The organism is Natronomonas sp. (assembly GCF_046483325.1).
Lineage (GTDB): Archaea > Halobacteriota > Halobacteria > Halobacteriales > Haloarculaceae > Natronomonas.
This window is the reverse complement of record NZ_JAWODL010000043.1, coordinates 24,870-42,272: the sequence shown is the minus strand read 5'-3', so window position 1 is coordinate 42,272 and position 17,403 is coordinate 24,870. Positions and strand designations below refer to the sequence as shown.

17 protein-coding genes are annotated in these 17,403 nt (G+C 63.1%); 3 read left to right on the top strand and 14 right to left on the bottom strand.

Annotated elements, in window-relative coordinates:
• Positions 1 to 8: 8 nt before the first annotated feature.
• Entirely contained in the window at positions 9 to 785 is a 777-nt protein-coding gene (locus R6U53_RS13155; RefSeq protein ID WP_410322827.1) for an enoyl-CoA hydratase/isomerase family protein, read from the bottom strand.
• Between the two features lie 74 nt (positions 786 to 859).
• Complete coding sequence (locus tag R6U53_RS13150; protein ID WP_410322826.1) at positions 860 to 2,062, bottom strand: CaiB/BaiF CoA transferase family protein; 1,203 nt, start codon at positions 2,060 to 2,062, stop codon at positions 860 to 862.
• 202 nt (positions 2,063 to 2,264) lie between these two features.
• Between R6U53_RS13150 and R6U53_RS13145 the strand changes: the two genes are divergently transcribed.
• Entirely contained in the window at positions 2,265 to 2,600 is a 336-nt protein-coding gene (locus R6U53_RS13145) for a HalOD1 output domain-containing protein (RefSeq protein ID WP_410322825.1), read from the top strand.
• A 54-nt stretch (positions 2,601 to 2,654) separates the two neighbouring features.
• Here the strand turns inward: R6U53_RS13145 and R6U53_RS13140 are convergent, their stop codons facing one another.
• The 8 genes from R6U53_RS13140 to R6U53_RS13105 all read right to left on the bottom strand — a co-directional run bounded on the left by R6U53_RS13140 (position 2,655) and on the right by R6U53_RS13105 (position 11,439).
• A complete protein-coding gene (locus R6U53_RS13140; protein ID WP_410322824.1) occupies positions 2,655 to 3,422 on the bottom strand; it encodes an SDR family NAD(P)-dependent oxidoreductase in 768 nt (255 codons plus the stop codon).
• Positions 3,423 to 3,572: 150 nt separating this feature from the next.
• Complete coding sequence (locus R6U53_RS13135) at positions 3,573 to 4,703, bottom strand: acyl-CoA dehydrogenase family protein (RefSeq protein WP_410322823.1); 1,131 nt, start codon at positions 4,701 to 4,703, stop codon at positions 3,573 to 3,575.
• Positions 4,704 to 4,780: 77 nt separating this feature from the next.
• Entirely contained in the window at positions 4,781 to 6,433 is a 1,653-nt protein-coding gene (locus tag R6U53_RS13130) for an AMP-binding protein (protein WP_410322822.1), read from the bottom strand.
• 101 nt (positions 6,434 to 6,534) lie between these two features.
• Positions 6,535 to 7,854 (bottom strand): ABC transporter substrate-binding protein, encoded by a 1,320-nt coding sequence (locus R6U53_RS13125; RefSeq protein ID WP_410322821.1) that lies wholly within the window; start codon positions 7,852 to 7,854, stop codon positions 6,535 to 6,537.
• Positions 7,855 to 8,023: 169 nt separating this feature from the next.
• Positions 8,024 to 8,725 (bottom strand): ABC transporter ATP-binding protein, encoded by a 702-nt coding sequence (locus R6U53_RS13120; RefSeq protein ID WP_410322820.1) that lies wholly within the window; start codon positions 8,723 to 8,725, stop codon positions 8,024 to 8,026.
• A complete protein-coding gene (locus tag R6U53_RS13115) occupies positions 8,718 to 9,467 on the bottom strand; it encodes an ABC transporter ATP-binding protein (protein ID WP_410322819.1) in 750 nt (249 codons plus the stop codon). The genes R6U53_RS13120 and R6U53_RS13115 overlap by 8 nt, the downstream gene beginning before the upstream one ends.
• A gap of 93 nt (positions 9,468 to 9,560) precedes the next feature.
• Positions 9,561 to 10,571 (bottom strand): branched-chain amino acid ABC transporter permease, encoded by a 1,011-nt coding sequence (locus R6U53_RS13110; RefSeq protein WP_410322818.1) that lies wholly within the window; start codon positions 10,569 to 10,571, stop codon positions 9,561 to 9,563.
• Between the two features lie 4 nt (positions 10,572 to 10,575).
• Positions 10,576 to 11,439 (bottom strand): branched-chain amino acid ABC transporter permease, encoded by an 864-nt coding sequence (locus R6U53_RS13105; protein ID WP_410322817.1) that lies wholly within the window; start codon positions 11,437 to 11,439, stop codon positions 10,576 to 10,578.
• A 124-nt stretch (positions 11,440 to 11,563) separates the two neighbouring features.
• Here R6U53_RS13105 and R6U53_RS13100 point away from each other — a divergent pair, with 124 nt between their 5' ends.
• Positions 11,564 to 12,328: an SDR family NAD(P)-dependent oxidoreductase gene (locus tag R6U53_RS13100; RefSeq protein ID WP_410322816.1), complete on the top strand. Its 765-nt coding sequence runs from the start codon at positions 11,564 to 11,566 to the stop codon at positions 12,326 to 12,328.
• Between the two features lie 27 nt (positions 12,329 to 12,355).
• On the opposite strand, the gene R6U53_RS13095 is transcribed toward R6U53_RS13100, so the two are convergent.
• From R6U53_RS13095 to R6U53_RS13085, 3 genes are all read right to left on the bottom strand, one after another.
• The gene (locus R6U53_RS13095; protein WP_410322815.1) at positions 12,356 to 13,075 is read right to left on the bottom strand and encodes an aspartate/glutamate racemase family protein; all 720 of its coding nucleotides are present in this window, start codon (positions 13,073 to 13,075) and stop codon (positions 12,356 to 12,358) included.
• Complete coding sequence (locus R6U53_RS13090; protein WP_410322814.1) at positions 13,075 to 13,983, bottom strand: dihydrodipicolinate synthase family protein; 909 nt, start codon at positions 13,981 to 13,983, stop codon at positions 13,075 to 13,077. Before R6U53_RS13090 ends, R6U53_RS13095 begins: the two co-directional genes overlap by 1 nt.
• Positions 13,984 to 14,048: 65 nt before the next feature.
• Entirely contained in the window at positions 14,049 to 15,422 is a 1,374-nt protein-coding gene (locus R6U53_RS13085; protein ID WP_410322813.1) for an FAD-dependent oxidoreductase, read from the bottom strand.
• Between the two features lie 135 nt (positions 15,423 to 15,557).
• Between R6U53_RS13085 and R6U53_RS13080 the strand changes: the two genes are divergently transcribed.
• Positions 15,558 to 16,382, top strand: coding sequence for an enoyl-CoA hydratase/isomerase family protein (locus R6U53_RS13080; protein ID WP_410322812.1), 825 nt, complete (start codon positions 15,558 to 15,560; stop codon positions 16,380 to 16,382).
• Between the two features lie 212 nt (positions 16,383 to 16,594).
• Here R6U53_RS13080 and R6U53_RS13075 read toward each other — a convergent pair whose 3' ends face one another.
• Positions 16,595 to 17,362: an enoyl-CoA hydratase/isomerase family protein gene (locus R6U53_RS13075; RefSeq protein ID WP_410322811.1), complete on the bottom strand. Its 768-nt coding sequence runs from the start codon at positions 17,360 to 17,362 to the stop codon at positions 16,595 to 16,597.
• Positions 17,363 to 17,403: the final 41 nt, after the last annotated feature.

The following is a 17,403-nucleotide window of genomic DNA, read 5'->3' as shown; positions in this document are numbered from 1 at the left end:
TCGCCGGGTTACTCCCCATCGTAGGCCCACTCGGGATCGCGCTTTTCGAGTTGCGCCTCGACGCCCTCGCGCATCCACGGCCCATCGCCGGTCTCGTGGGCGACGCGTTCGGCGTGGGTCAGCGCGGCCGACGGCGACATCTCCGTGCCCTGGTAGACGACGGATTTGATCCGCGAGAGGATCTCCGGACTGTGTGATTTCAGCACCGAGAGCACTGACTCGACCTCCTCGTCGAGGTCGTCGGCCGGGACGGCGCGGGCGACGAGTCCGAGTTCGGCGGCCCGCTTTCCGGTGATCGGTTCCCCGGTTAAAAGCAGATCGAGCGTCTTGTTCAGCCCGACGGTTCCCGGCAGCAAGGCGGGGCTGAAGTGGTTGACAATGCCGAGGTTGACCTCGGGCTGGCCGATCTGTGCCTCCTCAGCCGCAACGACTATATCCGTGTGCAAGATGAGATCGAAGCCGCCGCCGAAGGTGAATCCGTCGACCTTGGCGACCGTCGGCGTATCGAGGGTGACCATTCGCGTGAACAATCGATCCCAACTCTCGGTGAACGGTTCGAGTTCGTACTCGAGATCCACGACTTCCTTGAGATCGCCGCCCGCCGTGAACGCTCGGTCGCCAGCGGTTTCGAAGAGGACCGCCCGCACGTCCTCGTCGTCCTCGTAGTCGGACAGGGTCTCGATGATCGCCTCCTTCGTCTCGAGGTCGATCGAGTTGAGCGCTTCCTCGCGTTCGATCAGAACGCGTCCGATACCGTCTGCGACGCTGAATGTGGCGTTAACCATACCCAGGGGTTAGCCGGCGACGATAAAAAGCCACCTCTACCGCTCTCGTCCGTCGGTCTCCCGCGCCGAATCGGCTATTGATCCGGCTCGGTCGTCACGCCGTCTTCGAACATCGACTCGATCGTCTCGCCGTCGATGTCCAACTCCGCGAGCAGCTCCGCCGACTGTTCGCCCAGTCCCGGGTGCTCCGAGCGAACGTAGTCGTAGTCGCCCTCGGGCCGGATCGGCGTGTTGACGACCGGGACCGACCCGTCCTCGGTATCCATCTGCGTCACCATCTCGCGGTGTCGGATCTGTGGGTCCTCCCAGACCTCGCCGACGTCGTTCACCGGGGCGACCGGGATCGCCTCGGGGTCGAGCCGATCGAGCCACTCCTCGCGGCTCCGTTCGGCGAACGTCTCGGCCAACGTCGAGCGAATCTCGGCGCTCCGCTTCCCCTCGGGGAAGTGGTCGTCGGGGTTCGCGTACTCGTCTAATCCGAGTTCCTCGCAGGTTGCCTCCCAGAACTTGTACTCCATCGCGCCGAGCGTGACGTGACCACCATCGGCGGTCGCGTACACGGCGTAGCAGGGGTACTTTCCGGCTGGCATCGTCCCGCCTCGCTCGGGCGGCGTGGAAGCGTCGTCGAAGACGTGGGGGGCGTACAGCGTGAGCCACGAGACGATGATGTCGGTCATGGCGAGGTCGAAGTACTCGCCCTCCCCGGTCGCCTCGGCGCTTCGAAGCCCGACCATGGCGGCGATCGTCGTCATCATCCCGCCCGCGAAGTCGGCCACCGGCATGCCGGGGATGACCGGATCCTCGTCGGGTTCGCCGGTCATGTGGAGCAACCCGCCGATCCCGATGTAGTTCACGTCGTGGCCGGCCCACTGTTCGTAGGGGCCGTTCTGTCCGTACCCAGATAGCGAGCAGTAGACGATCGATTCGTTGCGCTCGCTGACGGACTCGTAGTCGATGTTCAGTCGACCAACGACCCCCGGTCGGAACCCCTCGACGATCACGTCGGCGGTCTCGGCGAGTTGCATGAACGCCTCGTGGCCGCGCTCGTCCTTCAGATCGAGCGCGAGGCTTCGTTTGTTGCGGTTGAGCATCGCGAAGATTCGGCTGTTGCCGTCGGCGAGTTTCGGCTCCTCCTCGCGGTAGTAATCGCCCATTCGGGGCTCTTCGATCTTGATCACGTCCGCGCCGAGATCGCCGAGAAGTTGGGTCGCGTACGGACCGGGCAGCAACCGCGTGAGATCCAACACGCGAACGCCCTCCAATGGTAGTCGTGTCATCGATCGCCTCTTTTGTGCGATGGGTAATTAAGACCTCGCTAGGCCGGACGTTGTCGATCCCTGTGAGCTGTCCGCGAGCGAGACGTTCGCCGGTAGGAACGTCTCACGAGTCCGTATGTGCCTCAAAACCACTGATGAATACGTTTTCTACTCACGCGACGCAAACGGTACTCACTTAAATCAACCCCCGCTATTGTGGGATATGACGACGGCAGATCGGCTCGTTTATCGTGGCTGCACGCCGGTTCTCGACATGGAGTACGGCGAAGCGGACAACCGACCGCCATCGGAGGTCATCGTCGACGCGGTCGCAACCGCCGCCGGTGTCGATCCGCTCGACCTTCCGCCGCTGTACGAGTTCGTCGACCCCGACGCGCTCAACAATCTCTTCGGTACCCACGACGGGGCTACGGACGTAGTTCTCGGTTTTACGATGGACAGGTGGAAGGTTTTCGTTCGCGGCGACGGGAGGATCCGCGTCTGCGATTCGACCCGACGTACCGATCCGGAGCCGATCTTCGACGGCACCCCGCTCTGAGCGGTCTCACGAATCACCGATGTCGTTTCTTCGCGAAAAGCGGCGAGAGCGTCCCTACTTCAGACTGAAGCCGCCGTCGATCAGCAGCGTCTCGCCTGTGATGAACGATGCGGCCGGCGAGACCAGATACAACGCGCTCACGGCGACCTCGTCGAGGTTCGCATAGCGTGACAGCGGCGTCCGACCGTGGATCGCCGCTTTGGTGTCGGGGTCGTTCAGCGCCTCCTCGTTCTGTCGGGTCTCGACGTAACCGGGACCGATCGCGTTCACGCGGATGTCGTCACCTGCGTACTCGAGCGCGAAGTTCTGCGTGAGCCCCTTCACCCCGAACTTGCTCGCGACGTACGCCGTCAGTCCCTTTACCGCTTGGTCCCCGTTCATCGAACTGATGTTCAAGATCGCGCGGTTGCCCTCGTCGGGCATGTACTCGGGAATCAACTGCGAGCCGACGAACACGCCGTAGAGGTTCGTATCGAGGATCAGTTCCCACTCCTCGTCAGTGAGGGCCGAAACCGGCTGGGCCTCCTGAATGACGCCCGCGCTGTTGATCAAAATATTGATCGGGCCGACTTCGCCCTCGACGCGCTCGAAGAACTCCTCGACGCTCTCTCTGTCGGTCACGTCCGTCGGGCAGACGACGTCACAGTCGACGGCTTCGGCGGCCTCGCGGACGCTCGATTCCGTTCGACTCGTCGGGACGACGTCGGCACCGGCCTCCGAGAGCGCCTCCGATATCGCCCGCCCGATACCGGTTGTGCCGCCGACGACCGCCGCGACCTGTCCGTTCAGATCGGCCGTGATTCCGAGATCCGCGATCGTCATCGCTTCCCCCCCTCCTCGTCATCGGTCGGACCCGTCGATACCGCCTCGGTCGCTGATCGGATGGACATGGCCGAGGCTACTCCATGGAATCTCATATAACCCGATGCTCGGTCGCCGAAAACGGGTCGACTCGTGATCCCGTCGGTCCGCTCAATCGAGCACTTTGTCCGCGAGGATGTTCCGCTGGATCTCGCTCGTTCCCTCGTAGATCTCGAGTCCCTTGGCGTCGCGGTACAGCATCTCTACGGGAAAATCGCGCGTGTAGCCGTAGCCACCGTGGACCTGGACCGCCTGGTTCGATACTCTGCGGGCCGCCTCGGAGGTGTACAGTTTCGCCATCGACGCCTCGGTCTCGCAGGGCTCACCAGCGTCGCACAGTCGCGCGGCGTTGTAGACGAGGTGTTTGCAGTTCTCGACTTCGAGTGCCATGTCTGCGATCTTGTGGCGGATGGCCTGGAACTCGGAGATCTTCTGCCCGAACTGCTCACGCTCGTCGACGTACCGTTTCGCCGCCTCGAAGGCACCGGCCGCGACGCCGAGTCCGCGTGCGGCGACGGCGATCCGGTTCTCCTCGAGCATCTCCATGGTGTGATAGAATCCCCTGTTCTCCTCCCCCAAGAGGTTCTCCTCGGGGACGAACACGTCGTTCAACACGACCTCGTGGGTGTTCGACGCCCGATACCCCATCAGATCCTCCGGTTCCTGTACGTCGAATCCCTCGCTGCCGGTTGGGACGACGAAGACGCTCATGCCTCGGTGGCGCTCGCCGGGGTCGGTCTTTACCAACACCGCGACCAGATCGGCTGCACCCGCTCCCGTTACCCACATCTTGTTGCCGTTGAGGACGTAGCCGTCGCCGTCGCGCTCGGCGGTCGAGGAGATGCCGGCCAGATCGGAGCCGTTTGCGGGTTCCGACAGCGAGATGGCGTCGACCAGTTCGCCCGAACACAACCCCGGAAGCCACCGCTGTTTTTGCTCGTCGGTGCCGAAAAGCCGAATGAACCGCAGCAGCCCCTCGTCGAGTTTCATGCCGGCCGAGGGCCACACCTTCGAGATCTCCTCCATGACGACGGCGTGACTCAGCATGTCCATGCCGCCGCCGCCGTACTCGAAATCGACCTGTGCGCCGCGCATGTCGTACTCCGCGAGGCCCTTCAGGACCTCCTTCGGGAACTCGCCTTTGTCCTCCCATTCGTCGACGATCGGTCGAAGCTCGTTTTCGGCGAAATCGCGCGCTGTCCGTCGTACGGCACGGTACTCTGAGTCGAGTGGAACCGTCATACCTACGGATTGGGACCTCCAGATAATAAAGTCGCTGTCCTGCCGTGCTCGCTGGCGCTCTGCCGTCGGTCGCTCGGCTACCGGACGACCGGATCGACACCCAGTTTGTCGGCGATGTCCTCGCGGAGTTTGTACCGCTGAACCTTGCCGCTCGCAGTCATCGGGAGTTCGTCGACCACTTCGAGCCGTTCGGGGAGTTTCTGCATCGCGATACCCTTCGATTCGAGGTACTCGACCATCTCGTCGAAGGTCAGCGGATCGTCGTGATCCGCCGAGATGACGTACGCACAGCCGCGTTCTTGCAGCCGTTCGTCCGGCATCGCGACGATCGCGCCGTCGGCGACCTTCGGATGCTCGTGGAGGTACTCCTCGATCTCCCGCACCGGGATGTTCTCCCCGCCGCGGATGATGATGTCCTTGATGCGACCCTTGATCGTCACGTGGCCGCCGTCGTCGACGATCGCCTTATCGCCCGTTTTGAACCACTCGTCTTCAGTGAACGAGGCGGCGGTGCGTTCGGGGTCTTCGAGATAGCCTAAAAAGAGGAACGGCCCGCGAACCTGCAGTTCGCCCTCCTCGCCCGGCAGCGCATCCTCCAACTCGCCGGGCTTTCGGATTCGGACTTCCATGCCACCGTAGGGTTTCCCGTCCGTCGTCTCCAGTTTCTCCGCGGGCGCGTCCGGCGAATTGACGGTCGGAAGCGTGTTCTCGGTCTGTCCCCAGCCGCGACAGACGGTGACGTTCTCGAAGTTCTCGTGGGCCTGTCGGACGACCTCCGCGGGACACGGCGCGCCGGCGGTCATGATGCGACGGAGGCTCGACGTGTCGTACGAGTCGAGATCGTCGTACAACGAGAGGTCCCTGACGAACGGGGTCGCGCCGGCCATGTACGTACAAGACTCCGCTTCGATCCACTCGAGTCCGGTTTCGGCGCCCCACTTCTCCTGGAAGACGCAGGTCGTTCCGAGCATGAACGCGAGTCGGTAGCCGTGTTGGATCCCGGTGAGGTGGCCGATCGGTGAGGGGGTGAAGATGACGTCGTCCGATTCGAGATCGAGTCGATCGATCTGGCCGTTCTGTGAGGCCAAAAGCGTGTTCTCGGTGTGCATCGCCGCTTTCGGCTGACCGGTCGTCCCCGACGTGAACTGGATGAGCGCGAGGTCGTTCGGTCCCAGCGCATCTGACGCCGCGATTGAATCAGCGTCGACCCCCCGCGCCCGGATCGATTCGAAACTCCTCACGCGGTCGTCCTCGACCTCGCCGCCGACGCTTACGACCTGTTCGAGCGAGTCGTGTTCGTCGGCCAACTCCACTCCCATCTCGACGTACTCGAAGCCGCTGAACTCGGCTGGGGCCGCATAGACCGTAGTCTCCAACTTCTCGATCATGTAGTTGACCTCGCTTTCGCGGTAGATCGAGACGATCGGGTTGTACACCGCACCCAGTTTGAGCGCGGCGAGGTGGAGGATCGCCCCTTCCGCGCGGTTCGGGATCTGCGAGGCGATCACGTCGTCGGGGCCGACCCCGAGCGCGGCGAGCCCTTGGGCGAGTTCGTCGGCGGCCTCGACCATCTCCGCGTAGGTGTACGTTCCACGCTTGTCGACGATGGCGGGTCGATCCGGCCTCGTCTCGACGGCCGCCTCGACGTACTCGAGAAGCGTCCGGTCGACCCAGTGTCCCGCCTCGGTGAACTGTTCGTGTAGCTGCTCGGACCAGCGATCGGGTCGCATACGGGATGCTCGGCGAGGACGGACTAAAACTCTTGCTTCGTCGGCGTGGCCGCCGGGCTATGCGGTGGAAAAATAGTGGATAACGGGTGGTGTCGCTTCGGTTAGAAGCCGCTCGTGTCGCAGGTGATCTCGGTCTCCTCGCCGACGGAGATCGGGATCGTGCCGACGATCTCCTCGGTGAAGCCGTCGTTGTCGAAGATGTACTGCTCCAGCATACACTGGTTGTCCTCTCGGTAGTACTTATCACCCTGCGGGAACTGCAGCGACCCTTCCATCTCGAAGCCGCGCCACGTGTCGACGAAGTCCCGCGACTGGCTCGGGCCGGTGTAGTCGATCTCTTCGGCGATCGCCTTGAACAGCCAGATAGCCTCCCAACCCGTCGAACTCGCTCGAGTCGGGGCGGGTTCCTCGGCGTACTCCGAGTAGATCTCGTGGAACTCGCGGTTCGCGTCGTTGTCGAGGGGACCGCTGAGCACCTTCGGATAGTAGTTGATGCCGTACAGCGAGTCGGCGACCTCCTCGTCGACACCACCCTCTTCGAGGAACTCACCGACACCGGCACCGACGGTGACGATGCGGTCGAACTCGTCCTGCAGACCGAATGAGCCGACGTCCTGCAGGAGGTTGATCGAGTCGCCACCGGCCTGGATGAACACCATGACATCCGCGTCGGTGTCGACGTTCGTCAGGTACTGGCTGAAGTCGGAGGTCCCGGCCGGAACCGCGACCTCGCTCAGAATCTCTCCGCCGCCGACGTCACCGAAGTACTGCTGGAAGAACTCGAGCTCGGATTGGCCCCACGCGTAGTCGGCGTACAGCATCGAAGCGGATTCCCAGCCCTCGTCCGTGAGGTACGGGCCGAGACCCGCCCACTGCATCGGCGGGTTGTTCCGCGTGCCGCGGAACGAGAACGGGGTGCAGTCCTCACCGGTCAGCCGGTCGGTCGCACAGTAGCCGCCGGAGTAGGGAAGCTCGTTTCGGGCCGCGAGCGGTGCGAGCGCCAGGCAAACACTGCTCGAGAACGTCCCACAGAGGAGTTCGATGTTTTCGTTTTGGATCAGCCGCTGAACCTTCGTCGTCGCGACACCGGGGTCGGCCTCGGAGTCCTCGACGTGCAGTTCGATCTGTCGACCGTTGATACCGCCTTCCTCGTTTACCATGTCGACGGCCGCTTCCGTCCCCCATAGACGCCGTTCGCCGGGCGCGGCGAACGGTCCGGTCAGCGCTTCGATGAAGCCGACGTGGATGGTGTCACCGCCGTCGCCGCCGCCGTTGCCGTTGCCGTTGCCGTTACCATTGCCACCGCCGTTACCACCGTTGCCGTTACCATTGCCATCACCGTTTCCAGTGCAGCCGGCCAGGGTAATCGCCCCTGCCGCGCCTGCTCCTTTCAAGAATGTTCGACGGTTTGTAGGACGCATCGTACCACTTTAGTCATTAACTATGCTTAAACATTTCGCAAAAAGGGCCGATACCGTGAAAATAATACTGAGACACGGCCTCGATCGATCGATCCGTCGGCAGGCGAACTCCGCTTATATTCCGAAAACACCAGGACGATCGATCCCCTGATCGCGCCGCGAGCGAGGCCTACACCGCCAGGTGCTTGTCGATGATCTCTTCGTTCGCGCGCAGTTCCTCGGGCGTTCCGGTGAACTGTCTCTCACCGTGGCTCATCACGTAGACCCGATCGGCGTTGTCGAGGACGAGATCGATGTTCTGCTCGACGAGGAGGATCGTCTGTCCGTCCTCGTTGAGTTGGGTGACGACCTCGGAGATCTTATCGACGAGTGTGGGCATGAGTCCCTCCGTTGGCTCGTCGATCAACAGGACCTCCGGGTCCGAAACCAGGACTCGACCGATCGCGAGCATCTGCTGTTCGCCACCCGAGAGGGTTCCGGCCTTCTGCCCCAGTCGCTCTTCGAGCCGTGGGAAGTACTCGAAGATCTCGTCGAACTCGGGGTCCTGTCCCGACGCCAATCCGACGATCAGGTTCTCACGGACCGTGAGCTTCGGGAAGATGCTTCGATCCTCCGCGATGTAGCCGATCCCCTTCCGGTAGATGTCCTCGGGAGCCATCCCGCTGATCTGTTCGTCTTTGAACGAGATCGTTCCTGTTCGGGGCGGTTCGAGACCGATGATCGATTTGAGCGTCGTCGTCTTCCCGGCACCGTTTCGACCCACGAGGCCGACGACTTCGCCTTCCCCGACTTCCAGCGAGAGATCGTGGATGACGTGTGCGTCCCCGTAGTACGTGTTGATCGAGTTGACGTCGAGGAACTGATTACTCACCGAGATACACCTCCTTGACAGTTTCGTCGCTCTGAATCGTCTCGGGCGACCCCTGCGCGAGCACGCGACCGTTGTGCAGAACGGTGATGGTCTCGGCCAGTCCCATCACGAGGTTCATATCGTGTTCGACGAGCAGGATCGTCCGGTTCTCGCCGAGCTCCCGAATGAGGTCCATCAGTTCTTCGGTCTCGGCCGTCGTCAGCCCGGCCGCGGGTTCGTCCAGGAGCAACACGTCCGCTCCCGTACTCAGTGCGACGCCGATCTCCAGGTTTCGCTTCTTTCCGTGGGCGAGGGAACTGACTTCCTTGTCGGCTTCGTCTCCGAGTCTGACACGTTCGACGATATCGTACGCCTCCTGTTTCAGCTCCTCGTCGTTTTCGATGTTCGAAAACAGGAATTTGAATACCGAGTCACGCTCTCTGGCACCCAACAGCGCGAGGCGGATGTTCTCCATGACGGTGAGACCGTTGAACAGCTGTGAGATCTGGAACGAACGGGCGAGCCCCTGTTTGACGATTTCTTTCGGTTCCTTTCCGACGATGTTCTCGCCACTGAGGTAGACGGCACCGTCGGTCGGTTTGAGGCCGCCCGTAATTAGATTAAAAAACGTCGTTTTTCCAGCCCCGTTCGGGCCGATAATGCAGTGGAGTTCGTTCTCCTCGAGTTCGAAGTCAACGTCCTCGACCGCGGTGAGTCCGCCGAACTCCTTTGTCAAGCCTTCCGTGCGCAGTACCGCGCTCATGTCTCTCCCGGATGAGGGGGAGCGATATAAAACTACATGCATGGATCGCCGACCGGCGACACAAAACGAGGGGTTCGGCGACCACACGCCGGTTTAGGCGTCGGTGTTTCGGATACGTTCGAGCCCGATCTTGACCAGTCCCGCCACACCGTCCGGCAGGAAGATCACGACGAGGATGAAGAGGATCCCGACGGGGATCAGCCACCACGTGATGATGCCGCTTGCGATCTCCTCGATGGCGTAGACGGCCGCACCGCCGAACAGCGGGCCGACCAGCGTCCCCTTGCCGCCCAGGATCGTCCAGACGATGACCTCACCGGAGACGATGACCTCCAGGGCCTCGGCGCCGATGAAGCTCAGGTCGATCGCGTACAGCGCACCCGCGAGTCCGGAGATCGCACCGGAGATACTGAACGCCGCGATCCGGTAGCGTCGTTCGTCGATGCCGATGTACTCCAGTCGTTCGATGTTCTCGCGAACGCCGCGCAAAATCGTCCCCATCGGCGAGTTCGCCAGTCGACGGAGGGTGAAGTACGATCCCGCGACCAATGCGATGATCATGTAGTAGTACGTGCCCGCCTCGTACAGCGAGACTTCCATGACGCCGGGGATGACGGTCAGCTGTGGCAGGAGGATGGTCATACCGTCGAAACCACCCGTGAGGCTCGTGAAGTTGATCACGAGAATGTAGATCATTTCGGCGAACGCGAGCGTCAAGATCGCGAAGTAGACCTCGCGCGTTCGGATCGCGATCGTCCCCACGACGAGCGCGTACACGCTGGAGACCAACATCGCCAGTATCAGCAGCGCCCAGATACTGACTTCGCCGAACTCGCGAAGCGGAATCGCCACGGAGTACGCGCCGAGGCCGAACAGGGCGGCGTGACCGAAACTCACCATCCCACTGTATCCGTACATGAAATCGTACGCCATCGCGAACAGCCCCCAGATGAGCATCCGGTTCAGGAGGTTGATCCGGGACTCCGGAAGGATGGCTGGCACCACGAAGACGAAGAACACGCCGAGGAGCAGGTAGACCGCGAGCCGCTGGGGGTTTTCCTTCACCGCTGCAACGTTCGCCGAGAGTCGTTTTTTCATTGACATGGTATCACTGTCCGAAGAGACCGGTCGGTTTGACAAGCAACACGATAACCAAAAGTCCCAGCGCGATGATCTGAGACATGTACGGGGGCAACACGAGCACGGTCATCGACTGCGTGAGACCGATTATCAGTGCCGCCACGATCGCCCCGATCACGCTTCCCAGTCCGCCGACGATGACGACGATGAACGCGTCGATGATGACGCCGACGCCCATCGTCGGAGCGACGCCGCGGATGGGTGCCATGAACCCGGCCGCGATCGCGGCCAGCGCGGTACTGATCGCGAAACTCATCGAGAAGACGCGGTCGGATCGGACGCCGAGCGTTCGGGCCGCGTCGAGGTCCTGTGCGGAAGCGCGCATGTGGATCCCGAGTCGGGTCTTCGAGAGGAACGCGAAGAGCGCCCCGAGTACGACCGTCGCCCCGACGATCGCGACGATCCGAACCCACGGGTACGTGATACCTGCGACGTTGATCGTACCGCTGATCGGCGTCGGCATTCCTCGGGGCGAGCCTCCGAAGATCTCCAAAATGAGCTGTTGGAGTATCAGAATGAACCCGAACGTGACGATGAGTGACTGGAGCGGATCCCGTTCACGGATCGGCTTGAGCGTCAGCCGTTCGAGCGCCGCCCCGAACAGTCCGACACCGATCGCGACGAGGGCGAGTCCGATCCAGAAGTTCCCGATGAACGGCAGCACCACGATGGTCCCGTACGCGCCGAGCATGTAGAACTCACCGTGGGCGAAGTTGACGATGTCCATCACACCGAATATGAGTGTCAGGCCCGCAGCGATCAACGCGATCGACAGGCCTATGGATATACCATTGAGGAGTTGGACCAGTATCTGACCTGCTGTAACCGGCATACAAAGCCAATCAGCCGGTCCCTATATGAATCTAACTCTGCAGTCCCGCGAAAACCGGGGTGTGAGAACGGGTCGGGGGCACCATGTCATAACCTATTTATCGACAGATATCGAATCTCGCACCATGCGAGGCATTACCGATAACGTTGCGTTAGTCACTGGTTCAGGACGCGGCATCGGGCGTGGAATCGCCACTAGACTGGCCGAAGAGGGCGCGACGGTCGCAATCAACGACGTCGACGTCGAACGCGCCGAAACGACCGCCGCCGAACTTCACGAGGAGGGCCACGACGTGATCGCGGCCCCCGCCGACGTGACCGATCTCGAGGACATGCAGTCGACCGTCGACGACATCGTCGAGGAGGCCGGCAGCATCGATATCCTCGTCAACAACGCCGGCTGGGACCGCGTCGAACTGTTCAAGGACAACGACCCAGAGGTGTGGGACCGGATCATCGACATCAACTACAAGGGCCAAGTCAATTCCGCCCGCGCCGTCATCGACTACATGATGGAGCAAGGGAGCGGCAAGATAATCGGCATCTCCTCCGATGCGGGCCGCGTCGGCAGCACGGGGGAGGCCGTCTACGCCGGGACGAAAGCCGGCGTCATCGGGTTTACCAAGACGCTCGCACGCGAACTGGCTCGCTTCGACATCCAGTGTAACGTCATCGCGCCCGGACCGACCGACACGCCGCTGCTCGAGGAGATGCAACACGAGACCGAGATCGCACGCAAGATCCACGAGGGCATGGAGAACGCGGTCCCACTCGGCCGGAAGGCCCAGCCCGAGGACATCGCCGCCGGTGTCGCTTTCTTCGCCAGCGGCGACGCCGATTACATCACCGGACAGGTCCTCAGCGTTAGCGGCGGCCTAACGATGTGCTGAAGCGGTACCCGGAACGACTCGCCTTCTTTACCGCGCGAAAAGCCGCCCGAGCGGCATCGTCGACCGATCGATGCCGAGCTGGTGAATCGCGTCCCAGAGCGTCGCCTGATTCGAGGTGACGACGGGAACGCCGGTGTCGGCTTCGATCCGTTCGATCGCCTCGAAGGTCCGGTAGTTCGTACACGAGATGAACAGCGCGTCGGCGTCTGTCCCCGATTCGTCGATCGTGCCCACCGCCTGTCTGTAGGCCTCTTCGGGCGTCAGCGCGCCGATTCGCGTGTTCCGTTCGATCCCGTGTCCCGAGATGGATTCGACCTCGAAGCCCCCATCCTCGAGGAACCGCCGCTCGCGTTCGTTGATGTCGTCGATGTAGGGGGTCACGACGGCTACCGACTCCGCGTCGAGCGTTTCGAGGGCGCGCTCGACCGACAGCGCCGTCGCCACGGCCGGAACGCCGGCCACGGATTCGAGTTTCGCTTCGAGCTCTTCAGCGTAGCCGTGGCCCTTCACCAGACTGCCGGTGGTACAGCCGTAACAGATCACGTCGACGGCCGCGTGTTTCAGCCGCTCGCCGATCCGCTCTGCGGTCCCCGCCATCCGTTCGAGCTCGTCGGCGTTGACGTCTTCGAGCGGGAGCCGGGCGGTGTGGAGGCTCACGCCCTCCGGGAGCACCCGCTGGAACTCCGGTTCGTTGGTAGTGTTCGAGGAGGGAACCAACAGTCCGATCCGCGCCCGCCAGCCGTACATTACAGCACCCCCGAGGCGTCCATCGCGGCCTCGATCGACGCTTTCTCCTCGTCGTCGATCGGTGCGGTCGGTGGCCGTGGGGCGGCGCTGTCGATCGTCCCCCGAAGCTCGAGTGCGATCTTCAAGCGCGTGTGTGAATCGCTGACCGGTGGCTCGTACATCGCGTTGATGAACGGTTCCATCCGATCGTACGCCTCTCGGCCCCGCTCGATGTCGCTGTCTTGGATCGCCTCGAACAACTCCGAGATCAACTCGGGGATCACCGCCGCGAGTTCGAGGATCGTTCCGTCGCCGCCGAGCGCGAACGAGGGCAGGAGGTGTTCGTCGTTGGCGACGAGCACCTGTACGTCCGCATCCCGGATCGCGCGCAGGTCATCCTGGAAGTGGTCGACGTCCCAGACGGCGTCTTTGACCGCGGCGACGCCGTCGATTCGGGCGAGTCTTCCGAGCAGTTCGGAGGGGTAGTTCCCGCCGGCCCAGTGTGGGTGTTGGAAGATCACGAGCGGGAGGTCGGTGCCCGCCGACAGGTCCTCGAAGAAGCCGATCGTGGCGTCCTCGCGGGTGTGGATCGGCGTGTGCGGCGGGACGACGAGCAGGCCGTCCGCGCCCGCCGTCTCCATTCGATCGGCCGCCTCTATTACGTCGGTCGTCGAGCCGCCGACGACGCCGGAGACCACTGGAGTGTCGTCGTCGGTCGCCTCGTCGGCCATCTCGGTGACGCGGGCGCGCTCCTGGAGGTTGAGCGCGTAGACTTCCCCCGCGTGGCCGTTGGTCACGATGCCGTTGACGCAGTCGAGCGCGGCGAGTTCCTCGAGGTGTCGTCGCAGCCCCGATTCGTCGATCGCCGAGCCGTCGGCAGTCATCGGGACGACGTTCGCCGGATTGACGCCGGATAGATCGATCGTCATGTCCTATCACACCGGGCGAGGGCTAATAGATATTCTCCCGAAACGGACGGGCGCTCGATGACGGGTTATGTACTGAGCAGATCGAGCGCGCTCCTCGCGGCGATCCGTCCGCTCACGAGCCCGACCGCCAGCCCGCCCACATACCGCCGTCTGTGTATCGCCCCGACGTCCGATCCGGCTGCGAACAGCCCCTCGATCGTTCCGCCCTCGGCGCCCTCGGCTCCGATCGCCATTCCGGACGGCGATGCGGAGCGGCGCTTGACAGCCATCGACTCGTCGACGGCGACGCCGCCCATAGTGAACGTGATGCTCGGTTGGACCTCGACGAGTCGGAACGGCGGGTCGTCGAGTTCGATCCGCTCGTTCTCGCGGGAGGGATGGAGGCGGTCGTCGTTCCCGATCGCGTCGTTGTACGATTCGATCGTTTCGATCGCGCGGTCGCCGTCGACGCCCCACTCGTCGAGCGTCGAGCCGAGTTGGTTTAGCGTCTCGACGCGCGCGGTTCGCCCGCCCAACTCCCCGGCGGTCTCGAAGATCTCGTCGGCGGTTCTGGACCCGAATACCCGATCCGCGATCGTCTCGTCGAAGACGTAGTAAGCCCGGCCGTCGGTTTCGGTCGCGATGTCTTGAGTGAGCGTCTCCTCCAGCGCCGATTCGGACTCGTCGGTGAATCGCTCACCCGTCCGATCGAGCGCGACCGCCGCAAAGCCGTAGTACTGCGTCGCGTCCGCGAACCGATTCGGTGAGATCTCGGCTGGCGGTGCCGCCATCGTGTGCCCGTAAAACGTGCCGAGTCCGCCCGTCGTCTTTCCGCCGACCTCGGTCGCCGCGAGCAGGCCGTCGCCGGTGCTCCAGGGGTTCGAGCGCAGATAGAGGTTCTCCGTCGCGTCGGTGACGTGCTGTTCGACGAGCTTTTCGTTCCCCTGGAAGCCGCCGGTCGCGATGAGGACCGCGTCGGCGTCGATCCGTACGCGCTCGCTGTCGGGGCCGGTCACCTCCACACCGACGACGGTACCGTCCTCGACCACCAGCGAGTCGAGCGGCGTTTCGAGTCGAACCGACCCGCCTCCGTCCTCGATGCGTTCGACCATGTGTTCGGTGAACGCGGGCGGATCGATCGTCTTCCCCGGGCCGGGCACGTCGAAATCGGGCGTCACGAGATCCGCACCGGTCGATTCAAGCCACGCGAGGTCGTCCTCGATGCGGTCGACGAGCAGCCGCTGGAGCGCCGGTTCCCCGCCGGGTGAGCGATCCCGTAGCTCCTCGAAGGTGCCGTACGTCCAGACGATGCCGTTCGAGATGCGCATCGAGCCGCCCGGTATCGGCGCTTTCTCCAGTACGGTCACGTCGGCTCCCGATTCGGCCAGTTCGACCCCGGCGACGAGCCCGGCCATACCGGCACCGACGACTACCGCCTCGGCTGTTTCTGATCCTGCCATGCTCGGGTCTCCCGTCGGAAATGGCTTAAATTGTCTCCTCGCTCGTGGCGCGGGATTCGGTCCACAGCGTCGGCTCGTCGCTCACTTCGAGAGCGCTGTAAAGACTTAAGAAGCTGTCCGGACGATTTCCGAGCGATGGCTGACAACCAGTACGACAAGGTCTCCGTCGAGTATTCGGACGACCGGACGATCTGTTACATCCGCATCGACAACGAAGAAAAGAACAACGTCCTCGACCTCGAGGCGATCCTCGACCTGAACGAGGCGCTCCGTACGGCCGACCGCGACGACGAGGTCGACGGCATCATCCTCGGCAGCGTCGGCGACATCTTCTGCTCCGGCGCCGACCTCGGCGAGATCGCCGGCAGCGACCTCGAAACGGGGACGCGCTGGCTCAACGCCTACTACGACAACCTCGAAGTGCTGAAGGACACCGGCAAGCCGACGATCGCCGCCGTCACCGGCCCCTGCGTCGCGGGCGGGCAGGAGCTCATCATGGGCTGCGATCTCATCGTTGCCGGCGAGTCCTCGAAGTTCGGCCAGCCCGAGGTCCTCGTGGGCTCGACGGCCGGTAGCGGCGGCCTTCAGATGCTTCCGCTCATGGTTGGCGAGCGTCGCGCCCGCGAAATCCTCCTCACCGGCCGCCTGATCGACGGGCAGGAGGCCTACGACATCGGCCTCATCAACCGGCTGGTCGACGACGGCGAGGTCGAGGACGAGACGACCGAACTCATGCTCGACGTCGTCGAAAACAGCAGCCCGCAGGCCTACCGCGTGATGAAGTCCATCATGAAACAATGGAGTAACATCGCGATGCTCGGCTGGGAGTCCCAGCGCGAACTCACCGCCTCCGTCTGGCGGTCGAAGGAGTTCCAAGAACGCGCCGAGGCGTTCATGGCCAAAGAGGACATGGAGCAGCTCCCGTTCATGGGTTCGTCGCCCGACCGCGACAACGCATAAAAGTGGCGGTGGGCCCGTGGGCCGAGCGTCGAACGTGCTTGAGAGCTGTGCGGCGTGGACGAATCGCTCCGCGAGCGGTTCACACACCAGAACTCTTCGATTTCTGGGGACGCTGTATCCCCTCCCTACTCGCTCACTTCGCTCGCTCGTTGAGAAAGGGGCCTTAGCGCCTCAAGTCGGGTAACTCTGCGTTTCGATCCGATTTCTCCGGCCTATCGATCCGCGAACTCGGCGATGCGCTCGCTCGTCTCTTCGTCGAAACTGGCGAACGTGTTGCAAACGAGCTCGTAGCTGAGCCCGGTTTCCAGCGGACTCTCCGCGCCTGTCTCGACGGCATCGAGCAGGTACGGCAGGATGTGGTCGGGTTTTTGGGCGAGCGTCTCCCGGTACTCGGCCAGTTCGTCGCCGACCTCCTCGTCGTCGACGACGCGATCGACGATACCGAGCTCGAACGCCTCGCCGGCGTCGACGTGTCTGCCCGTCACGAGTAGTTCCTTCGCCGTGCTCTCGCCGACCACACGGGGCAGACGCTGGGTGCCGCCCCAGCCGGGGATCATGCCGAGATCGACCTCCGGGAAACCGACCGTCGCCGACTCGCCCGCGATGCGGATGTCACAGGCGAGTCCGAGTTCCAGTCCGCCGCCGAGCGCGTAGCCGTTGATCCCGGCGATCGTGACGACCTCGAGATCGGCTATCCGGCTCATGAGTTCCTGCCCGGCACGGAAGAAGCCGATGAGTTCGTCCCACTCGCCGCTTTCGAACCACTCGTTCATGCGCGCGATGTCCGCGCCGACGGCGAAGTGTTCCCCCGCGCTCGCGACCGTGAGCACCTTCGCCTCGTCATCGGCTTCGACGTCGTCGAGGACGGCACCGATTTCGGCCTGTAGCTGATCGTTGATCGGGTTCGGCTTGTCCGGGTTCGCGAGATCGATGTGGTACTGGCCGTTTTTCACGCTCGTCTCGATGAGTTCGAATCCCATACCCAGAGGTCCGCAAAGCCACGAATAAAGGTTTACGGTAC

Bases quoted from the DNA above. Each gene is read 5' to 3' on its own strand.
- R6U53_RS13080 (WP_410322812.1), top strand. From the start codon at position 15,558: ATGGCTGACAACCAGTACGACAAGGTCTCCGTCGAGTATTCGGACGAC.
- R6U53_RS13130 (WP_410322822.1), bottom strand. From the start codon at position 6,433: ATGCGACCCGATCGCTGGTCCGAGCAGCTACACGAACAGTTCACCGAG.
- R6U53_RS13095 (WP_410322815.1), bottom strand. From the start codon at position 13,075: ATGTACGGCTGGCGGGCGCGGATCGGACTGTTGGTTCCCTCCTCGAAC.
- R6U53_RS13150 (WP_410322826.1), bottom strand. From the start codon at position 2,062: ATGACACGACTACCATTGGAGGGCGTTCGCGTGTTGGATCTCACGCGG.
- R6U53_RS13145 (WP_410322825.1), top strand. From the start codon at position 2,265: ATGACGACGGCAGATCGGCTCGTTTATCGTGGCTGCACGCCGGTTCTC.
- R6U53_RS13100 (WP_410322816.1), top strand. From the start codon at position 11,564: ATGCGAGGCATTACCGATAACGTTGCGTTAGTCACTGGTTCAGGACGC.
- R6U53_RS13155 (WP_410322827.1), bottom strand. From the start codon at position 785: ATGGTTAACGCCACATTCAGCGTCGCAGACGGTATCGGACGCGTTCTG.
- R6U53_RS13090 (WP_410322814.1), bottom strand. From the start codon at position 13,983: ATGACGATCGATCTATCCGGCGTCAATCCGGCGAACGTCGTCCCGATG.
- R6U53_RS13115 (WP_410322819.1), bottom strand. From the start codon at position 9,467: ATGAGCGCGGTACTGCGCACGGAAGGCTTGACAAAGGAGTTCGGCGGA.
- R6U53_RS13105 (WP_410322817.1), bottom strand. From the start codon at position 11,439: ATGCCGGTTACAGCAGGTCAGATACTGGTCCAACTCCTCAATGGTATA.
- R6U53_RS13075 (WP_410322811.1), bottom strand. From the start codon at position 17,362: ATGGGATTCGAACTCATCGAGACGAGCGTGAAAAACGGCCAGTACCAC.
- R6U53_RS13085 (WP_410322813.1), bottom strand. From the start codon at position 15,422: ATGGCAGGATCAGAAACAGCCGAGGCGGTAGTCGTCGGTGCCGGTATG.
- R6U53_RS13110 (WP_410322818.1), bottom strand. From the start codon at position 10,571: ATGTCAATGAAAAAACGACTCTCGGCGAACGTTGCAGCGGTGAAGGAA.
- R6U53_RS13135 (WP_410322823.1), bottom strand. From the start codon at position 4,703: ATGACGGTTCCACTCGACTCAGAGTACCGTGCCGTACGACGGACAGCG.
- R6U53_RS13125 (WP_410322821.1), bottom strand. From the start codon at position 7,854: ATGCGTCCTACAAACCGTCGAACATTCTTGAAAGGAGCAGGCGCGGCA.
- R6U53_RS13140 (WP_410322824.1), bottom strand. From the start codon at position 3,422: ATGACGATCGCGGATCTCGGAATCACGGCCGATCTGAACGGACAGGTC.